The following is a 19,392-nucleotide window of genomic DNA, read 5'->3' on the forward strand; positions in this document are numbered from 1 at the left end:
TCCATCACTTTTGAGGGAGAGAGAGTCGATGAAAGCATTACGCCGTCAGTCCCTTGCCACCGCCATCCAGCTGTCGCTGCTGCTCGCACTGCCGGGTGTCGCGGCCGCCCAGGATGCGCCACCGTCTTCGGACGCGACCACGCTGGATCGCGTGGAAGTGACCGGCACGCGCATCAAGAAGGCCGAGATCGAGAACCAGGTTCCGATCCAGACCCTCAGTCGCGAGGACATCGAACGCACCGGCCTGACGTCCATCGCGGACGTGCTGCAGGAAATCACCGGTTCGGGTTCTTCGCTCAACACCAAGTTCAACTCGTCGGGCAACTTCGGCTTCCCGCCGGACGGTAGCGGCGTCGGCGCGGGCTCGGCCACGGTGGACCTGCGCCACCTCGGCTCCAAGCGCGTGCTGGTGCTGGTCGACGGCATCCGCTGGGTGAACGAAGCATCCGCATCGGGCGTGTCGTCGTCGACCGACCTCAACACGATTCCGCTCGCCATCGTCGAGCGCATCGAAGTGCTCGAGGACGGTGCGTCGTCGCTGTACGGTTCCGACGCGATCGCCGGCGTGGTCAACATCATCACGCGCCGCCGCTTCGACGGTTTCCAGATCACCGGCAACTGGGGCCAGTACGAGAAGGGCGATGGCGACACCTACGGCATCGACATCGGCTACGGCGGTAGCACCGACCGCGCCGACTGGTTCGTCGGCGCCAGCTACATCAAGCAGGACGAGATCTTCTCGAAGGATCGCGAACAGTCGCGCCTGCCCGTGCCCGGCACCGGCCTGGCGAACGGCAGTTCGGCGACACCGACGGGTCGCTTCGTCTTCACCGATCCCGCGACCGGCCGTACGTACAGCATCACGCCGAACAACGGCGCGAGCGATCCGACCTACCTGTCCGGGCAGCCGCTGTGCCCGACCACGCGCACCGACGATTACCACTGCTTCACCACGGCGGACCGCTTCAACTTCGCCGAATACAACATGGTGCTGACACCGTCCGAGCGCACCGGCCTGTTCGGCCAGTTCCGCTTCGACATCAACGACCGGATCAGCTGGTACGCGAAGGCGCTGTACAACCGCCGCGAGTCGACCAACCAGGCCGCGCCGGAACCGCTGTTCTTCGGCCCCGGCGGCGCGACCGGCAATGCGTTCGCCGACAACATCCTCATTTCCGCGTCGAACCCGTACAACCCGTTCGGCTTCGACCTGGATTCGGCCGACAACCTCGTGCTGGTCGGTCGTCGTCCGGTCGAGGGCGGGCCGCGCATCTTCGAGCAGCAGGTCGACACCTGGTACTTCGGCACCGGTTTCGAAGGCACCTTCGACGTCGGCGAGCGCGCGTGGTTCTGGGACGTCAACGGCGCGATCAGCAAGAACGAAGCCGAGCAGGACAACTTCGGCAGCTACAACATCCGCAACGTGAACATCGCGCTCGGTCCGCTGGCCGGCTGCCAGGCCGAACCCGGATGCGTGCCGCTGAACATCTTCGGCGGCCCGGGCACGATCACTCCGGACATGCTCAACTGGATCCGTCCGGTCGTGCACGATGAGAGCGAGAACAAGCTGCACCTGTTCACCGCCAACCTGTCGGGCGATCTGGTCGAGGCATGGGCCGGCCCGATCTCGTTCGCGACCGGTTACGAGTACCGCAAGTACGAAGGTTCGTACCGTCCCGATCCGCTCACGGTCGCCGGCTTCTACAACGGCGTGCCGTCCGGTCCGACCGACGGCGACTACGACGTCAACGAAGTCTATGTCGAGCTCAACATCCCGTTGATGGGCGAATCGCCGATCGGCAAGAAGATCGACCTGAGCCTCGCGGGGCGCTATTCGGACTACTCGACCTTCAGTGGCGAATTCACCCCGAAGGTCGGCCTGCGCTGGCAGCTGGTGGATGAGCTGCTGTTCCGCAGCACCTACGCCGAAGGTTTCCGCGCGCCGTCGATCGGCGAGTTGTACGGCACCTTCAGCCGCTTCGACGCGACCATCACCGATCCCTGCCAGATCAGCACGACCGGTTCGCCGCCCACCGGCAACCCGGCCAACTGCGCGGCGCTCGGCGTGCCGACGGGTTCGGAACAGGCCAACCCGCAGATCTCCGTCATCACCGGCGGCAACCAGAACCTCACGCCGGAAACGTCGAAGAGCTTCAGCATGGGCTTCGTGTGGACGCCCACGTTCCTGGAGAACACGTCCGCCGCGGAGCGCGTCGACATCGAAGGCACGTTCTATCGCCACGAGATCGAGGACGCGATCCAGGCGCCGGACGCGCAGACCCAGCTCGACCGCTGCGTCGCCACGCTCGATCCGTTCTTCTGCGACGGCATCACGCGTGCGGTGACCGGCGACATCAACCGCTTCGTCAACACGCTCGACAACCTCGGCACGATCAAGACCGACGGCTGGGACTTCGACGTGTTCTGGACCTTCCCGGAATCCCAGGTCGGCAAGTTCAAGCTGAGCTGGCAGAACACCTGGGTCGGTCGCTACGAAGCGCGCGACGAAGGCGGCAACCTCGAGCCGCGCGCACCGGGCGTGGAAGTCAGCGACAGCGGCATCCCGGACTGGACCTCCAACGCCGCGCTCGACTGGAAGTACGGCAACTGGATGGCGTCGTGGACGGTGCGCTACATCAGCGAGCTGCGCGAGCTGTGCGGCGTGGCCGCGCGCGACTTCTCGGTGTGTTCCGCGCCCGAACGTGGGCCGATCGACGCCGACGGCATTCCGCTCGGCGAGAACCGCCTGCCGTCCACCACGTACCACGACGTGCAGGTCGGCTACACGTTCCCATGGATGAAGGGACTGCAGCTGATCGTTGGCGCCAACAACGTGTTCGGCAAGGAACCGCCGATCTGCCTGAGCTGCTCGCTTAACGGTTACGACGCATCGACCTACGACGTGCCGGGCGGTGGCTTCTACTACGTGCGCGCGGACCTGAAGTTCTAAGGTCCATCGCATCGGCGCAGACGGAAAGGCCGACGTTCGCGCCGGCCTTTTTCGTGTGCGTGTCCGCAGCGCGCGTCAGCGCAGCGCCTTGTCCGGGACGTCGAGGTCGATTGACAGCGCGAGATGGTCCGACGATGCCGCCGGCCGCGCGCGTGCGTTCGACACGCTCAGTCCATCGCCGACCAGGATGTGGTCGATCGCGCGCTGTGGTCGCCAGCTCGGGAACGTCGGCACTTCGCCGTTGGGCGGTTGCAGGCGCGTGTTGCGGAACAGCGCGCGCATCTCGGGACGATCGATCGAACAGTTGAAGTCGCCCATCAGCACTGCGTGTGGATGGTCGTGCAGGAGTTCGGCGATGAAAGCCAGCTGCGCGGCACGTGAATTCGCACCCAGCGACAGATGCGCGACCGCGATCAGCAACGCTTCGTCGCCTTCGCCGTAGCGAGCGAGCAGCACGCCGCGCCCGGCGATGCGGCCGGGCAGGGCGTGGTCGATGACTTCGCGCGGCTCCAGCCGGCTCAGCAGGCCGTTGGCGCTGGAGGCGACGCCGCCGACGCGCCGGTTCGGCTGGTGGCTCCAGTAATCGAAGCCGGCGCGCTGGGCCAGGTAATGCGTCTGGTTGGTGAAACCCGAGCGCAGGCTGCCCGGGTCGCTTTCGTTGAGGCCGACGATGTCGTGCTCGCCGGCCAGCTGTGCGATCGCGTCGAGGCTCGTGCGCTTCTTGCCGGCCGGTAACACGTGCGACCAGCTGCGCGCGACGTAGTCGTGGTAGCCGCGCGTGCTGGACCCCGCCTGGATGTTGGCGCTCAACAGGCGGAGCCGGCGACTGTTCTCCATGCCTCGTACGGACCGCTCGACGCCGATCAGCCGCCTGCCGGTGCCGGCGCGGCGCCTGCCTTGGCGCGCTCCTGCGCGACCAGGTGGTCGGTGATGCGCAGCATGTCCTCGAAGCCCTTGCCGATCACCTTGTACTTGCCGGCGACCACGATCGACGGGGTGCCGTCGACGCCGCTGCGGCTGATGAACTGCTGCGCGCGCTTGAGCTTGGCGTCGATGGCGAAGCTCGACATGGTGCTGGCGAACTGCTTCGGATCGACGCCGTACTTGGCGTAGAAGCCGGCGATCTGGTCGTTGGTCGGAAGCGGCTGCACCGGCAGCGTGCGGTCGACGTGGATGGCGGTGAACATCGCCTCGTGCGACTTGTCGAGCACGCCCATCGCCTGCGCGGTGTAGAACGCCTTGGCGTACGGCACCCAGTAGCCGCCGAACGGCGCGGCGACGGCGATGAACTTCACGTCGGCCGGCTGCTTGGCCTTCCACGCTTCGACCAGCGGCTCGAAGTGCGCGCAGTGCGGGCAGGTGTAACCGAACACCTCGACCACCTCGATCTTGCCGCCGGTCGGTTCGTAGGTCTGGCCACCGGCGATCTCGACGTAATCGGTGCCGGCGACGGGCGCCGGGCCTTCCGGCGGGGTTGCGGCGGTGGCCGGGGCCGGCGTTGCGGCCGGAGCGGCAGCGGTTTCGGCCGGGGCAGCCGGAGCCGGCGTGGTCGCCGGGGCGGTGGTCGTCGGAGCGGCCGGAGCGGCGGTCTCGGCCGGCGCCGGGGCCTGCTTGGAGCACGCGGACAGGGCCAGCAAGCCGGTCAGGACCACGGCGATGTGAGGCAGACGCGAGGACATGGAGCGATCTCCGAAAGAGTCTGGAAACGGAAGGCCGGGCGCCGTTGGCGCGCCGACGATGGACGGGTCAAGAATACCGGCCGCGTCGTGTGCGCGGCGCACGGTTCAGCGCGTTTTTCCGGCGCGTTCACGCGCGATCAACGCATCGGCGATGCGCAGGCTGTCCTGGAATCCCGAGCCGCCGGTGACGCGGTACTTGCCGGCCACGACCAGGGTCGGCGTCGAGTCCACGCCGCTGCGCTGGATGAAATCGCCGGCCTTGCGCAGACGCGTGTCGGCCTCGGCGCCGTTGTAGGCGGCGGCGAACTTCGCCGGATCCACGCCGTAGCGGGCGTAGAACGGGGCGATCTCGGTCTCGGTGGCGTTGCGGATCGGCAGGGTGCCGTCGGTGTGCAGGGCCAGGAACATCGCGTCGTGGCTCTTCTCGGCCACGCCCAGCACCTGCGCGGCGTAGTAGGCCTTCGCATAGGGCATCCAGTAGCCGCCGAACGGCGCGGCCAGCGGGACGAAGTTCACCTGCTTGGCGTTCTTGCGGGCCCACGCGGCGACCTGCGGCTGGAAGTGCGCGCAGTGCGGGCAGGTGTAGCCGAATACCTCCACCACCTCGACCTTGCCCTTGACCTTCGTGAACGGCGTGCCCTCCGGGATGACCTCGTAGTCCGTGCCTTCCACGATCACGCGCGGGGCGTCGGCGGCCAGTGCGGCCAGCGGGAGCAGGGCGAGCAGCAGGAGCGAGCGGAGCAGCGAGCGACGGATCATCGGCGGGGTCTCGGTGGTAGTCGTGCGAATCGGGAGGCCTGAAAGCAAAACGCCGGTCGTGGATCCACGACCGGCGCAACCATGCAACTTCGGAGTACCGCCTCGGACCACGGTCAGGGGCGGAAGTTCACCGTTACGAACCGGTGGCCGGCGCAGCCGCGGGTTCGGTCGGCGTCTCGGCCGGAGCAGCCGGGGCGGCCGAGGGAGCGGCGGCCGGAGCCGGAGCCGCAGCCGGAGCGGCGGCGGGCGCCGGGGCGTTGGCGGCGGCGAGGTCGTCGCGGCTCGGGTGCAGGCCCTGCAGGTAGCTGGACACCGAACCGATTTCCTCGTCGGTGAGCTGCTTGGCGATGGTCGCCATCACGTTGAACAGGTGCGGATCGCGCTGGATGGTGGTGCCGGCGCGGTACTCCTCCAGGCGACGCTGGGTGTAGGCGGCCTGCTGGCCGGCGACGTGCGGGTAGGCCGGGCCGGGGTTGCCGGCGCCGTCCGGGCCGTGGCACGCCATGCACGCCGGGATGCCGCGGGCCTTGTCGCCGTTGCGGAACAGCTGCTCGCCGACTTCGAAGAACTTCTTGCCCGAGTTCGGGCCGCTGGCGATGACGGTGTCGTCGGCCACGCCCGCGCCCGACTTCTGGGTCGCGAAGTAGGCGCCGATGTCGCGCGCGTCCTGGCCCGACAGGGTGTCGGCGAACGGCTTCATCACCGCGGCCATGCCGGTGTTGCGCTCACCGCTCTTGAACAGGGCGATCTGGTGCGCGATGTAGCGCTCGCTCTGGCCGGCCAGGCGCGGGTACTGCGGATCGGTCGGGTTGCCGTCCAGGCCGTGGCACGCGGCGCAGGTGCCCGCCTTGGTGGCGCCAGCCTTGGCGTCGCCCCACACGACCTTCTCCGGCGCGGTGTTCAGCGGCGCGGCCTGCACCGGCGCGTTGTCCGGGACCGGATTGACGGTGGTCTGGGCGTAGGCGACGGCAGCGGCCGCCAGGGCGGCGAGGCCGACGATGCCGAGGACGCGGGCTTGGCTCATGTAGCTGGGCTCCGAAACACACTGAAAAGGGCGTGCCGTAGGGCCGCCGGAACCGCGGAATTATCGTCGCCGCTCCGGGTTGGGTCAACGCGCACGCCGTGCCGAACCCGGCAACAGCGGCTTTTACGGCATCGGAGCGGCCCGTTCGCGGGCGGCGCGCGCAAGCGTGCGATCCTTATGCGCATGGCCAATCCCTTCGTCCGCGCCCGCTACCTGCTGTCGGCGCACACCCCCAAGCAGCTGCCGCCCGAGGGCGGCGCCGAGGTCGCGTTCGCCGGCCGCTCCAATGCCGGCAAGTCCAGCGCGCTCAATGCGTTGTGCCAGCAGAACGCGCTGGCGCGCGTGTCCAAGACGCCCGGCCGCACCCAGCAGCTGGTGTTCTTCGACATGACCCCGCCCGACCTGGCGGACCACCCGCGCTTCCTGGTCGACCTGCCCGGCTACGGCTACGCAAAAGTCCCGCAGGACCTGCAGGCGCACTGGCAGGCGTTCATCGAGCGCTATTTCCAGACGCGCGAGTCGCTCAAGGGTCTGGTCGTGGTGATGGACATCCGCCATCCGCTCAAGGACTACGACCGGCAGATGATCGGTTACGCGGTCGAGCGCGGCCTGCCGGCGCATGGGTTGCTCACCAAGGCCGACAAGCTCGGTCGCGGCCAGCAGATGCAGCAATTGAACGCGGTCAAGCGCGAATTGTTCAGCGCGTTCGGCGACACCGTGAGCGTGCAGACGTTCTCGGCCGAGTCCAAGCAGGGCGTGGACGAGGCGCGCGCCGTCGTCGCAGGCTGGATGGGGCTGTAAGCGCGGTCGTACCACACCACCGCGTCCGCGCGATGACGCGGTCGAAGACATCACCCAAGAAAAAAACCCCGCCGGAAGGGCGGGGTTTTCTGTTGAGCCTGTTGCGCGATCAGAACTTGTAGCTGGCGCCCACCAGGTAAGTGCGGCCCCACTCGATGTACTCGAGCGGGCGATCCTTCGAGCCGGCGTAGGTCTGGTACGGCGAGTTGGTCAGGTTGCTGGCCTCGGCCAGCAGCGTGAGGCCGGCCAGCGCGCTGTTCTCGCCGAACGTGTAGCTGATCTGCGCATCGACCTGGTCCTCGCCCACCACGTAGCGCAGCGTGCGGTTGCCATCGAAGTTGCCGATCTCGCCGATGAAGTCCGAACGCTTGCGCTGGCTCACGCGCGCCTCGAAACCGCTGCGCTCGTAATACGCCGTCAGGTTGTAGACCTCGTCCGACAGGCCCGGCAGGCTGATCGGATCGGATCCCACGCTGCTCGCGCTTTCCGGATCCAGGATCTCGATGTCGCTGTCGTTGAAGCTGGCGCTGGCGATGATGCCGAAGCCTTCCAGCGGCTCCCAGAACAGGTCCAGCGGAAGCGACGCGGACAGCTCGATGCCCTGGAGCATGCCGCCCTTGCCGTTGTACGGCGCGGTGAAGTTGCCGGTGGTCTGCGTCGCCGGCTCGTTGGGGCCCGGCACGTAGCTGGCGACGAACGACGAGAAGTCGTAGTTGTCGTTGGTCTGCGTGTAGATGTAGCTGCGCAGGTCCTTGTAGAAGTACGCCGCGGCGACATAGGCCTTGTTGCCGAAGTACTTCTCGTACGACAGGTCGAACGCGTTGGCGCGCCACGGATCCAGCTGCGGGTTGCCGCCGCTGCCGCCGGGCTTGCCCGTGGCCGGGTCCACGCCGAACTCCAGCGACGCGCGCAGCTGGTCCACGCGCGGACGCGCGACCTGGCGTGCCAGAGCGACGCGCAGGGTCTGGTCGTGCGGGAACAGGAACGCCAGGTTCAGGCTCGGCAGGTAGTCGGTGTAGGTGCTGCCGTCTTCGAACGGCTTGACCTGACTGCCGGCCGGAGCGGTGCGGTCGAAGTAGTTCGCACGCGAGGACTGATCGGCATGCTGGATCTGGATGCCGACATTGCCGCGCACGCCGACGTCGCCCAAATCGGTGTCGATGTTCGCCTTGACGTACGCGGTGGACAGCTTCTCATCCACCGTCCACGCCTTCGGGATCAGGTAGTCCAGATCCGTGCGCGGACGGAAGTCCATGTAACGGGCGACGGCCGCCGGCACGTTCCAGGACGGGATGTAGCCCACGCCGGCGAAGTTGAGGTTGACCAGCCCGTACTGCAGATCGCGCGCGATGGCGATGTCGCCCTGCGCGCCGAGGTTGATGTTGCCTTCCGGCTGCACCTTCTGCTTCTCGCGGTCGGCGTAGTTCAAGCCCACGTCGATGTCGGAGATCCAGTCCAGCGACTGCGGCGCCGGCAGCGATGCGGCCAGCGTGTAGGTCTTCAGCTCGTCCTCGACGCTCGGCACCTTGCCGTAACCCGAGCCGTAGATCGTGTTGGTGAGGAACAACTGCTCGGGATTGGAGTAATCCAGGCCCGGGTTCAACTGCGAGAAGTCGCTGCCGCTGTACGACAGGTCGACCGTGTCCAGCTGCAGGCGCGGGATCTTCTGCGTGTTGTTCTCCAGCAGCAGCTCGTCGCGCTTGGCACGCGACCAGCCGATGTCGGCCTTCATGCGCACCTGGCCGACGTTGAAGTCGTTGCTCCAGCCGAACGCGTCGATCTTGTCCTCGCGCTTGCGGTACATGCCGCGCACCAGCGGATAGACGTTGACCGCGCTGCCACCGGTGAACGAGGCATTGCCGTTGACCTGCGGATTGAGGATCACCACGGCCGGGTCGCCCGCGCCGCCGCCGTTGTAGCCGCTCAGGTTCACCTCGAACTGGTTCGCGGTGTCTTCCTGGTCGGCGCTGGTGTGGAACAGGTCCAGCGTGCTGGTCCAGTCGTTCGACGGGCGGTACTGCAGCGTGGCCATCACGGCGTCGCGCTCGACTTCGCCGGTGCGGCGCAGCGCCTTGATGCCGTCGGAGTAGAACGTGCCGGTCGGCACGCCGTTGCGCACGCGGTCGGTGGTGTTGGTCGCGCTCCACGGCTCGTACAGGCCGACCTGGTTTTCCTGGATCGGCAGCTCGGTGTGCGAGTAGCCGATCGAGAAACCGATGGTGCGGTCGGCGAACTGGCCGATGTAGCTCGCGCTGAGGCGATTGCCATCGTCGTCGGCATTGGCCGCGTCACCCAGCGAATTGCGCTGCAGGCGACCGCTGACGGCGACGACCGGCTCGCTGAAATCGAGCGGGCGCACGGTGCGCATGTCGATCGTGCCCGACAGGCCCTGGCCGACCAAGCCAGCGTCGGGGGTCTTGTACACGGTCACGCCGCTCATCAGCTCGGCCGGGTACTGGTCGAACTCGACGCTGCGGTTGTCGCCCGTGGACACCATCTCACGCCCGTTCAGCAGGGTGGTGGCGAAGTCCGGCGACAGGCCGCGAACGCTGATGACCTGCGCACGGCCGCCCACGCGCTGCGCGGACAGGCCGGGCAGGCGTGCGATGGATTCGGCGATGCTCACATCCGGCAGCTTGCCGATGTCTTCGGCCGAGATCGCCTCGACGATCGACGTCGATTCGCGCTTGGTCTCGATGGATGACTCGATACCGGCGCGGATGCCGGTAACGACGACCGAGTCGAGCGTGGTCGTTTCGTCCTTGGCGGACGGCTCCGATTCCGGCGCCTGCGTGGCCACCTGTGCCTGCGCGCCCGCGGTCGTCAGCATCATCGCCGACGCCAGTGCCACGCTCAGCAGATTGCGCTTGAGTTGCATCTCCCCTCCCAGTGAATCGGCTTAATTTGTGTGTCGGCCCGCGTCCGTCGCGGCGTTGCGCCTGCGCTCGTCGAAGCCCGCGTCCCTCCGGAACAGCAATCCGGTACGGCACGTAGCGGCGATGGTAGACGGACCCATCCCCGCACAAATCGCTTTGCATACGTATTCATCGCGCTCGATCTAGGCGCTCGGCCGCATGCAATCGTTTTCCCGCAGTCATGCGGGCCAGCCGGGTGGAGAGCGACCGTGTCAGTGCCCGAGCAGGAACTGCAGCGGGATCTCCACGCGATCGCGCCACGCGCGCTCGTTGTGCTCGGCGCCGGGGAACACGCGGCTGTCGAAGTCGCGCCCGCGTCGCCAGCCCGCGCGCGTGAGTACTTCGTCCATGCGCTGCTGGTACGGACCGTACGACGCGTCTAGCGTCGCGGTGCCGTGGTCGAAATAGAGGCGATGCGTGCGGCGACCCGGGAGATGCGCTGCGAGGAAATCGATCACCGCACCGTCGTCGGCGGGCCAGTGCGTGGACAGCCCGCCCGCGCCACCGAACACCTCGGGGTACTCGCTCATCGCATAGGCCGAGATCAGCCCGCCCATGCTCGCGCCCATCACGAAGGTGTCGCTGCGCCCGGTGCGCGTGCGATACGTCGCGTCGATGGCCGGTTTCAGCTCGTCCACGAGGAAGCGCAGGTACGGGTCGGAAAGCAGTTGCGCGCGCGACCCGGGCGGAGCCGCCTTCGCCGGCATGTACTCGGCACCGCGCAGCGGAGTGTTCGAGATCGCCACGACGATGGCCTCGCGCACGCGCCTGGCGGCGATCAGTCGCGTCATCGTGCCGTCGATGTCCCAGTCGATGCCGGTGTACGCGAGCGACGGATCGAACAGGTTCTGGCCGTCGTGCATGTACAGCACCGGATAGCGGCGCCGCGGATGGTCGGCGTATCCCGGCGGAAGCCACACATCGACGTTGCGCGCGGACACGTGCGCGGACGGCACGTCCTGGTAGCTCTCGACAGTGCCGGTCGCATCGAGCGCCGGGCCATGCACCGCATATGCCCAGCGCAGGAACACCGGCAGCATGCGCGCCCAGCTGGCCTGATCGTGGCGACCGCTGGGCAGCAGGTAGAACGCGACGTCGGCGCGTGTCGGCTCGCCGCTGTCGTCGCCGTCGATGCGGTAGCTCTGCTGGCGCAGGCCCTTCATCGCGCCACTCATGCCGGTGCGCCAGCCATCGATCAGGTCGCGCGTGTCGTCGATGGCGTCGTTGATTCCATCGCCATCGCGATCGTCGGCATCCTCGTTCGTGCCGACCGCGAAGAACCAGCGTGCCCCATTGCGCGGCGTGCTTCCGTCGACCATCGCCTGCGCCAGTCGCGTGGACTGCACCGCATCAGCGTCGCCGCGCTCGCGCGAGAGCCAGAACGAAGGCGAGAACGCACCGGCGCGACCGAACACCTCCGGATACTGCCAGCCGAGGTTGAACGCGTTGAGGCCGCCCAGGGACCATCCGAGCACCGCGCGCGCGTCCGGCGTGGTGCGCGTGCGGAACCGTGCGTCGATGGAGGGAACCAGCGTGCGCACTACCCACTCCGAATACGCCTGCGCGTGCGTGCCGACCGGGCCGTACTTCGTCTGCGCGAGGAGGCTGGTGCCGTGTTCGCGATCAGACAGGCCGTAGGTGCCCATGCGGTCCTTCGGCATGTCGATGGCGACGACGATGGGCGCGCGGATCTGGCCTTCGTCGATCAGCGACTGCAGCGTCGCGGCAAGGCCGACCGCATCGCGATCCTGGCCGTCGTTGAGATAGAGGACCGGATAGCGCGCCTGAGTGGTTGCGTATCCCGGCGGCAGGAACACCGTGGCGCGCAGCCCTTCTGGCGCGAACTCGGTCGGGTCGAAGGCAAGCGATTCAGTGCGCAGGGTGCCCTGAGCGCGCTCAGGCACCAGCGGCTCCACCGCGAAGGCGGAAGTTGCCGGCGCGAGCAGGCAGAACCAGAAAGCGAGTCGCAGGGCAGCGTGGTTCATCGGTGCGCGCGTTCCTTGCAGCATCGGGAAGGGCGCGCGTCGCAAGCCGTCAGTCGATGCGCGCGTAGTACACGGCGTGCGCCGGAAGGTGCAGCTCGCCGTTCTCGACGCGCCCCGCGAGCAGGCCGTGATCGTCGATCGCATTAAAGGTGCCGATCGAAGCCGGCACCGTCCATCGCGCCGGCGTTGCCGACAGGTTGAACACGACCAGCAACGCCTCGTCGTTCGCGCGGCGCGTGAATGCCAGTACCGGCTCGTCGGCGGAAAGGAAGGCGATGTCGCCGCCGACCAGCGCGGAATGCGTCTTGCGCCAGCGCAGCAGATGACGCACCGCATTCAGCACCGAGTCCGGCTGCGCGTCCTGCACCGCGACGCTGCGCGCGGCGTGGTCCGCCGCCACCGGCAGCCACGGACGCACCGGGCTGAAGCCCGACTGCGCATCGCCATTCCACGGCATCGGCGTGCGGCATCCGTCGCGACCCTTGAAGGTGGGCCAGAACGCGATGCCGTAGGGATCCTGCAATGCCTCGAACGGCACGTCCGCTTCCGGCAATCCCAGTTCCTCGCCCTGGTACAGGCAGACCGAGCCGCGCAGCGAGCACACCAGTGCCACCAGCTGCTTGGCGAGGCCCTCATCGAGCGTGCCGCCGCCCCAGCGCGTCACCGCGCGCTGCACGTCGTGGTTCGAGATCGCCCAGCACGGCCAGCCGTCGCCCATCTTCGCTTCGAGGTTCTCGACCGTCGTGCGGATGTAGGCCGCGCTGCGGTCGTCGGTCAGCAGCTCGAAGCTGTAGCCCATGTGCAGGTGTCGGTCGTTGACGTACTCCGCCATCGTCGCCAGCGAATCCTCCGAGGAGATCTCGCCCAGCGTGGTCGCGCCCGGATAGCGATCGAGCAGCGCACGCAGTTCCTCCAGGAACACGAGGTTCTCCGGCTGCGTGTTGTTGTAGTGGTGATACTGGAACGCGTACGGATTGTCCGGGCTGAAACCGCGTCCGGTGCGCAGCTCCGGCGGCTTGGCCGGGTTGTCGCGCAGCTGCGCGTCGTGGAAGCAGAAGTTGATCGCGTCCAGGCGCAGGCCGTCGACGCCGCGGTCGAGCCAGAACCTGACGTTGTCCAGCGTCGCTTCGCGCACCGCCGGATGATGGAAGTTCAGGTCCGGCTGCGAAGCCAGGAAGTTGTGCAGGAAGTACTGGCCGCGACGCGGCTCCCACTGCCAGGCGACGCCGCCGAACAGCGACATCCAGTTGTTGGGCGGCGTGCCATCGGGCTTCGCGTCGGCCCACACGTACCAGTCGGCCTTCGGGTTGTCGCGACTCTCGCGGCTTTCCTTGAACCACGCGTGCTCGATCGAGGTGTGGCTGAGCACCTGGTCGATCATCACGCGGATGCCGAGCGAATGCGCCTTGGCGAGCAGGCGATCGAAGTCGTCGAGGGTGCCGAACAGCGGATCGACGTCGCGGTAGTCGGCGATGTCGTAACCGAAATCCGCCATAGGCGACTTGAAGAACGGCGAGATCCAGATTGCGTCTACGCCGAGGCTGGCGACGTAGTCGAGCTTCTCGATGATGCCCGCGAGATCGCCGACGCCGTCGCCGTTGGTGTCGAGGAAGCTGCGCGGGTAGATCTGGTAGATCACCGCGCCGCGCCACCACATGGTTCCCGTCGTGTTCGTCCCTGCGTTCGTCATCCGCGTACCGCTTGGCTGCCGTGGAGCGCGCCGGTGGCGCGCGATGGAGCGCACTATTCCATGCCTCGCGGCCGTCGGCATTGCCGCTTCCGGTGGCGGTGCGATGAATACGTATGCAGCGCAGAGTGTGCCACCGTGGCCCGAACTAACATGGCCGCTCCAGCCCAGGGGACGCTGCATGAACCAAGCCGCCCGGTCGCCGCGTCTGTTTACGCGCATCGCCTGCGGCATTGCCGTGGCATGGTGCGGCGCGACGTTCGCGCAGGCCGCCGGTCCGGACGCCGGCGCATGGCAGCACGGACTGGACTGGCGCGGTCGTTCGGTATCCGTGGAAACGCTACCGGATGGGTTCCGCCTCCACGCCGTCGCTGGCGAGCGCACGATCGCGCGCCAGGCGATGTCCAGCGACACCGCCAGTCCGCTGTTCGACGCACTGTTCGCGCTGGCGCAGGCCGAACTGCGCGAGGCGCAGGTGGCATCGATCACCGACGGGGCGTTCGACAACGGTCGCCCGATCCCGTGCCCCTGCTTCGAGACCGGCGAGAAGTGGCGCTATGTGTGGACGCGCGATCTCTCGTACGCCGCAGACCTCGCGCTGGCGCGGCTGGAACCCGAGCGCACGCGCGCTTCGCTGCGCTTCAAGCTGTCGCAGGTGCGCGCGCCGGGCGTGGCCAATGGACTGTACGTCGCGCAGGACACCGGGTCCGGTGGCAGCTGGCCGATCAGCAGCGACCGCGTGGTGTGGTTCCTCGCCGCGCGCCACCTCATCGACGGAACCGATGCCGACAGCCGGCGCTTCGCCGATGAAACCTGGCATGCGCTGACCGATACGCTCGCGCAGGATCGCGCGCATGTGTTCGATGCGCGCAGCGGTCTGTATCGCGGCGAGACGTCCTACCTCGACTGGCGCGAGCAGTCGTATCCGCGCTGGACCGCGAACGATGTTGGCTTCATCGCGCAGTCCTTCGCGCTCTCGACCAACGTGTTGCAGTACGAGGCGCTGCGGCTGGCGCAGCGCATGGCCAGCCAGCGCGGCGACGCGCGCGCGAACGAATATGCCCGGCAGGCGCAGGCGCTGAAGGTCGCGATCGACCACGCGTTCTGGCGCGAGGACCGTGGCCTGTACATGAGCTACATCGGCACCGACGCACATCCGGTGCCGTTCGAAGCCTACGACCTGCTCGGTCTGTCGCTGGCGATCGACAGCGGCATCGCGCCGTCGGACCGCGCGCGCCGCGCACTGTCGCGCTACCCCGCGCTGGAGTCCGGCAGCCCGGTGATCTGGCCGCAGCAGCCCGACACCGCGATCTACCACAACCGCGCGATCTGGCCCTTTGTCGGCGCGTACTCGCTGCGCGCCGCGCGCGCCGTCGACCACGCGCCGCGCATCGCGCACGAGATCCGCTCGCTCATGCGCGGTGCCGCGCTGGCGGGATCGAACATGGAGAACTTCGAGCTCACCACGCAGGCCGTGCACGTCGACGACGGCGCGCTGAGCGGCCCGGTGGTGAATTCGCGCCGCCAGCTGTGGTCGGTCGCGGCGTACCTGGACATGGTGATCGAAGGCGTCTTCGGCCTCGGCGAGGACGGCCGCGTGCAGCCCAAGCTGCCGGTGGAACTGGTGCCGATGCTGTTCGGGCAACGCGACCGCATCGTGCTGCACTTGCCGGATCGTCGCGTCACCCTGCGCACGCCCGTTTCGCTCGACGGCGACCTGCTCGTCGCCGGTCGAACGCAGGGCGACGCCAGCGACCTGACAGTCGAACTGGTCGCGACGAAGACGCAGAAAGCGACGCTTGCCAGCGATGCCGCGCGCTTCGCGCCAGCATCGCCCGAGGCACCCGTTCTGCGCGACGATGGCGCGCAGTGGAACGTGAGCGTGCCGCGCGACATGCACCTGTACGTGAACGGTCGTCGCGCCATCACGAATGGCACTGCCTTCGCACTGGACAAGCAACCGTACGCGCAGTGCCTCAGCCTCATCCGCGTCGCCGCCGACGGCCTAGAATCGCTGCACGGTCCGACCCGCTGCGTTGGAGACGAATCGACGGCCGATGGCGCATGGCCACGTCGCTGGACCGCGCCGCGCGACGGGCGCTTCGATGCGCGCGTGGATTTCGAGAACCATCACGGCCCGATCAACACCGGCATTACCGCCGCGGTGAAGACGCTGGTGGTGGCCTGCAAGGACGAACCCGAACAGACCGGCACGCTGGTGATGCCGCACGGCGAGATGCGCCAGCGTTCCAGCGCGGTGTCCTTCCGGGCGCGCGCCGGCGCAGAATGCCGCTTCGAACTGCGCGACGGATTCAACATGAGCTACCTCGCCCATTTCGCCCACTACACCGGCGGTCAGGGCGGTGCTGACGGCCCGCTCAACGCGGCCGACATCGGCGCCCTGCACGTGACGGAGACACGCACCCCATGAGCACCAAACCGCAGCTGTCGTTCTGGCAGATCTGGAACATGTGCTTCGGCTTCCTCGGCATCCAGTTCGGATTCGCCCTGCAGAACGCCAACGTCAGCCGCATCTTCCAGACGCTCGGCGCGAGCATGGACGACATCCCGGTGCTGTGGATTGCCGCGCCGCTGACGGGACTGATCGTGCAGCCCATCGTCGGTTACCTGTCCGACCGCACCTGGACGGGACTGGGGCGCCGCCGTCCGTACTTCCTGGTGGGTGCCGTGCTGGCGACGCTGGCGCTGTTCTTCATGCCGAACTCGCCGACGCTGTGGATCGCCGCGGGCCTGCTGTGGGTGTTGGATGCGTCGATCAACATCTCGATGGAGCCATTCCGCGCCTTCGTCGGCGACCAGCTGCCGACCTCGCAACGCGCCAGCGGTTACGCGATGCAGAGCTTCTTCATCGGCGTGGGTTCGGTGATCGCCAGCCTGTTGCCGTGGCTGCTCGCGAAGGCCGGCGTGGGCAACACCGCCGGCGCCGGTGAAGTGCCCGACACCGTGCGCTATGCGTTCTATGCCGGCGGCGCGGTGCTGCTGCTGGCAGTGGGCTGGACCGTGCTGCGCACGCGCGAGTACCCGCCGGACGTGCTGCGCGCACAGGACACCGCACCCAAGCTCGTGCATCGTCCGCTCGATCGTGCGCGCGCGCTGCGCAACGGCGGCGCATGGCTGCTGGCCGGCGCGATCGCCGCGGCGCTTGTGCTGCAGTTCGCGCTCGACAAGCAACTGTTGATCCTCGCCGGCCTGCTCGCCGGTTACGGCATCGCGCTGCTGCTCGCCAGCCGCATGCGCCCGGATCGCGCGCTCGCGCAGATCGTCGGTGACCTGCACGATATGCCGGTGCAGATGCGCAAGCTCGCGGTCGTGCAGTTCTTCTCGTGGTTCGCGCTGTTCGCGATGTGGATCTACACCACGGCGGCGGTCACGCAGGTGCACTTCGGCAGCGCGGACACGTCGTCCGCTGCCTACAACGAGGGCGCGAACTGGGTCGGCGTGCTGTTCGCCGCGTACAACGGTTTCGCCGCACTGGCCGCCATCGCGATCCCGCCGATGACGCGCCGCCTCGGCCTGCGCGTGAGCCATCTGGTCAACGTGACGCTGGGCGGACTGGGCCTGCTGTCGTTCCTGCTCATCCGCGATCCGGACTGGCTGCTGCTGTCGATGGTCGGCGTGGGTTTCGCGTGGGCCTCGATCCTCTCGCTGCCGTACGCGCTGCTCTCCGACAGCGTGCCGGCGGAAAAAATGGGCGTGTTCATGGGCATCTTCAATTTCTTCATCGTGATCCCGCAGCTGGTCGCGGCCAGCCTGCTGGGCTTCCTGCTCAAGCACTTCTTCGACGGACAGCCGCTGCAGGCGCTGACCATCGGCGGCATCAGCCTGATCGTCGCCGGCCTGTGCGTGCTGCGCGTGCGCGAACCGGGCGTGCAGGGCGAGCTCGCGGCGGTGGCCGAATGAATTCGTCCCTTTCGAAGACCGCGCTCGCCCTCGCCCTGTTCGCGACGCTTCCCGCCGCGGCGCGCGCGGCCGACTACTACGGCACGCTGGAGCCGTTCGCGTCGGAGGCGGTGTACTTCGTCGTCACCGATCGTTTCGTCAACGGCGATCCGTCCAACGACCATCGCGACCAGGGCGGTCCCGATCCGGCGCGGCGCACGTTCGACCGGCCGACGCCGGGCAGCGACGGCGACAACGTCGGTTACCTCGGCGGCGACTTCAAGGGCATCGTCGACCATCTCGACTACATCCACGGCATGGGTTTCAGCGCGCTGTGGATCACGCCGGTCGTCGACAACCCGGACGAAGCCTTCACCGGCGGCAAGCCCGCTTCGAGGGGCGGGTTCCTGACCGACGGCGGCAAGACCGGTTACCACGGCTACTGGGGCGTCGACTTCTATCGCCTCGACGAACACCTGCCGAGCCCGGGCCTGGATTTCGCCGGCCTTGCCAGCGCGGTGCACGGCAAGGACATGAAGCTGGTGCTCGACATCGTCGGCAACCACGGTTCGCCGTCCTACTCGATGCCGATGCAACAGCCGCAGTACGGGCAGGTGTTCGATCGCGACGGCAAGCTCGTCGCCGATCACCAGAACCTGCCGCCGGACAAGCTCGATCCCGCGCACAACCCGCTGCACCAGTTCTACAACACCAAGGCCGGGCTGGCGGAACTGTCGGACTTCAACGAGAACAACCCGGCGGTGATGGACTACCTCGCCGGTGCGTATTCGCAGTGGATCGCGCAGGGCGCCGATGCGCTGCGCATCGATACCATCGGCTGGCTGCCGCATCCGTTCTGGCACGAGTTCGTCGCGCGCATGCGCACGCAGAAGCCGGGCATGTTCATGTTCGGCGAGGCGTTCGACTACGACGCGACGAAGATCGCCGAACACACCTGGGAAAGTAACGCGAACGTCAGCGTGCTCGATTTCCCGCTCAAACAGGGCATGGAGAAGGCGTTCGGCCACGCGCGTGCCGGTTATGAGGTGCTCGCCGCGCCGCTCTTCCTCGACGGTGGCCCGTATGCGAATCCGTACGAACTGGCGACGTTCTACGACAACCACGACATGGCACGCCTGGACGCGAGCGACGAAGGCTTCATCGACGCGCACAACTGGCTGTTCACCGCGCGCGGCATTCCGGTGGTGTATTACGGGTCGGAAATCGGCTTCATGCGCGGCCGCCCCGAGCACGACGGCAACCGCAACTACTTCGGTGCGGAGCGCATCGCCGTGGCGAAGGCGCATCCCATCCAGCAGAGCCTGAGCCGCATCGCGCACGTGCGCGCGGCCTCGCCCGCGTTGCAGCGCGGACTGCAGCTCAACCTCGAACTCAAGGGCGACCGCGCGGCGTTCTATCGCGTGTACCAGCACGAAGGCCAGTCGCAGATCGCGCTGGTGCTGCTCAACAAGGGCGACGCGGCGACGAAGTTCGCAGTGAAGCAGGGCGTGCAGGCCGGTCGCTGGCGCAAGGCCATCGCGGGCGGCGATGTCGCCGTTCGCGACGGCGGCACGCTGTCGGCGACGGTGCCGGCGCACGGGGTGGAGGTGTTCCTGCTCGATGCCCCGGTGACCCAGCCTGCGCTCCGGCGCGACCTCGACCGGCTGATGCAGGTGAAGCGACCGCACTGAA

12 protein-coding genes are annotated in these 19,392 nt (G+C 67.7%); 5 read left to right on the forward strand and 7 right to left on the reverse strand.

What is annotated here, in order from left to right:
- Positions 1 to 28 precede the first annotated feature (28 nt).
- Positions 29 to 2,950, forward strand: a complete 2,922-nt coding sequence (locus tag FOF45_RS08130; RefSeq protein ID WP_158983779.1) for a TonB-dependent receptor plug domain-containing protein — start codon at positions 29 to 31, stop codon at positions 2,948 to 2,950.
- A gap of 75 nt (positions 2,951 to 3,025) precedes the next feature.
- On the opposite strand, the gene FOF45_RS08135 is transcribed toward FOF45_RS08130, so the two are convergent.
- The 4 genes from FOF45_RS08135 to FOF45_RS08150 form a co-directional block, all read right to left on the reverse strand.
- Complete coding sequence (locus FOF45_RS08135; protein WP_158983781.1) at positions 3,026 to 3,787, reverse strand: endonuclease/exonuclease/phosphatase family protein; 762 nt, start codon at positions 3,785 to 3,787, stop codon at positions 3,026 to 3,028.
- 26 nt (positions 3,788 to 3,813) lie between these two features.
- A complete protein-coding gene (locus tag FOF45_RS08140) occupies positions 3,814 to 4,629 on the reverse strand; it encodes a thiol:disulfide interchange protein DsbA/DsbL (RefSeq protein WP_158983783.1) in 816 nt (271 codons plus the stop codon).
- 105 nt (positions 4,630 to 4,734) lie between these two features.
- Positions 4,735 to 5,388 (reverse strand): thiol:disulfide interchange protein DsbA/DsbL, encoded by a 654-nt coding sequence (locus tag FOF45_RS08145; protein WP_158983785.1) that lies wholly within the window; start codon positions 5,386 to 5,388, stop codon positions 4,735 to 4,737.
- Between the two features lie 133 nt (positions 5,389 to 5,521).
- Complete coding sequence (locus FOF45_RS08150) at positions 5,522 to 6,412, reverse strand: c-type cytochrome (protein WP_158983787.1); 891 nt, start codon at positions 6,410 to 6,412, stop codon at positions 5,522 to 5,524.
- A gap of 183 nt (positions 6,413 to 6,595) precedes the next feature.
- Here FOF45_RS08150 and yihA point away from each other — a divergent pair, with 183 nt between their 5' ends.
- Positions 6,596 to 7,213 carry a ribosome biogenesis GTP-binding protein YihA/YsxC gene (gene yihA, locus FOF45_RS08155; RefSeq protein WP_158983789.1) on the forward strand — a complete coding sequence of 206 codons (618 nt, stop codon included), beginning with the start codon at positions 6,596 to 6,598 and terminating at the stop codon, positions 7,211 to 7,213.
- Between the two features lie 109 nt (positions 7,214 to 7,322).
- Here yihA and FOF45_RS08160 read toward each other — a convergent pair whose 3' ends face one another.
- The 3 genes from FOF45_RS08160 to FOF45_RS08170 form a co-directional block, all read right to left on the reverse strand.
- Positions 7,323 to 10,091 (reverse strand): TonB-dependent receptor, encoded by a 2,769-nt coding sequence (locus FOF45_RS08160; RefSeq protein ID WP_158983791.1) that lies wholly within the window; start codon positions 10,089 to 10,091, stop codon positions 7,323 to 7,325.
- A gap of 249 nt (positions 10,092 to 10,340) precedes the next feature.
- Entirely contained in the window at positions 10,341 to 12,113 is a 1,773-nt protein-coding gene (locus tag FOF45_RS08165) for an alpha/beta hydrolase-fold protein (RefSeq protein WP_158983793.1), read from the reverse strand.
- Between the two features lie 49 nt (positions 12,114 to 12,162).
- Positions 12,163 to 13,770, reverse strand: a complete 1,608-nt coding sequence (locus FOF45_RS08170; protein ID WP_158983795.1) for an alpha-glucosidase family protein — start codon at positions 13,768 to 13,770, stop codon at positions 12,163 to 12,165.
- Between the two features lie 211 nt (positions 13,771 to 13,981).
- Between FOF45_RS08170 and FOF45_RS08175 the strand changes: the two genes are divergently transcribed.
- From FOF45_RS08175 to FOF45_RS08185, 3 genes are read left to right on the forward strand one after another with little or no spacing between them, the layout of a single operon-like run.
- Positions 13,982 to 16,231, forward strand: coding sequence for a glucosidase family protein (locus FOF45_RS08175; protein ID WP_233264097.1), 2,250 nt, complete (start codon positions 13,982 to 13,984; stop codon positions 16,229 to 16,231).
- Positions 16,228 to 17,721 (forward strand): MFS transporter, encoded by a 1,494-nt coding sequence (locus FOF45_RS08180; protein WP_158983797.1) that lies wholly within the window; start codon positions 16,228 to 16,230, stop codon positions 17,719 to 17,721. The genes FOF45_RS08175 and FOF45_RS08180 overlap by 4 nt, the downstream gene beginning before the upstream one ends.
- Positions 17,718 to 19,391: an alpha-amylase family glycosyl hydrolase gene (locus tag FOF45_RS08185; RefSeq protein ID WP_158983798.1), complete on the forward strand. Its 1,674-nt coding sequence runs from the start codon at positions 17,718 to 17,720 to the stop codon at positions 19,389 to 19,391. Before FOF45_RS08180 ends, FOF45_RS08185 begins: the two co-directional genes overlap by 4 nt.
- Position 19,392 lies beyond the last annotated feature (1 nt).

Origin of the sequence: Lysobacter panacisoli, assembly GCF_009765165.1 — a bacterium.
Classification (GTDB): Bacteria; Pseudomonadota; Gammaproteobacteria; order Xanthomonadales; family Xanthomonadaceae; genus Lysobacter_J; species Lysobacter_J panacisoli.

Coding starts and splice junctions, on each gene's coding strand:
- FOF45_RS08130 (WP_158983779.1), top strand. CDS start 29: ATGAAAGCATTACGCCGTCAGTCCCTTGCCACCGCCATCCAGCTGTCG.
- FOF45_RS08135 (WP_158983781.1), bottom strand. CDS start 3,787: ATGGAGAACAGTCGCCGGCTCCGCCTGTTGAGCGCCAACATCCAGGCG.
- FOF45_RS08140 (WP_158983783.1), bottom strand. CDS start 4,629: ATGTCCTCGCGTCTGCCTCACATCGCCGTGGTCCTGACCGGCTTGCTG.
- FOF45_RS08145 (WP_158983785.1), bottom strand. CDS start 5,388: ATGATCCGTCGCTCGCTGCTCCGCTCGCTCCTGCTGCTCGCCCTGCTC.
- FOF45_RS08150 (WP_158983787.1), bottom strand. CDS start 6,412: ATGAGCCAAGCCCGCGTCCTCGGCATCGTCGGCCTCGCCGCCCTGGCG.
- yihA (WP_158983789.1), top strand. CDS start 6,596: ATGGCCAATCCCTTCGTCCGCGCCCGCTACCTGCTGTCGGCGCACACC.
- FOF45_RS08160 (WP_158983791.1), bottom strand. CDS start 10,091: ATGCAACTCAAGCGCAATCTGCTGAGCGTGGCACTGGCGTCGGCGATG.
- FOF45_RS08165 (WP_158983793.1), bottom strand. CDS start 12,113: ATGAACCACGCTGCCCTGCGACTCGCTTTCTGGTTCTGCCTGCTCGCG.
- FOF45_RS08170 (WP_158983795.1), bottom strand. CDS start 13,770: ATGTGGTGGCGCGGCGCGGTGATCTACCAGATCTACCCGCGCAGCTTC.
- FOF45_RS08175 (WP_233264097.1), top strand. CDS start 13,982: ATGAACCAAGCCGCCCGGTCGCCGCGTCTGTTTACGCGCATCGCCTGC.
- FOF45_RS08180 (WP_158983797.1), top strand. CDS start 16,228: ATGAGCACCAAACCGCAGCTGTCGTTCTGGCAGATCTGGAACATGTGC.
- FOF45_RS08185 (WP_158983798.1), top strand. CDS start 17,718: ATGAATTCGTCCCTTTCGAAGACCGCGCTCGCCCTCGCCCTGTTCGCG.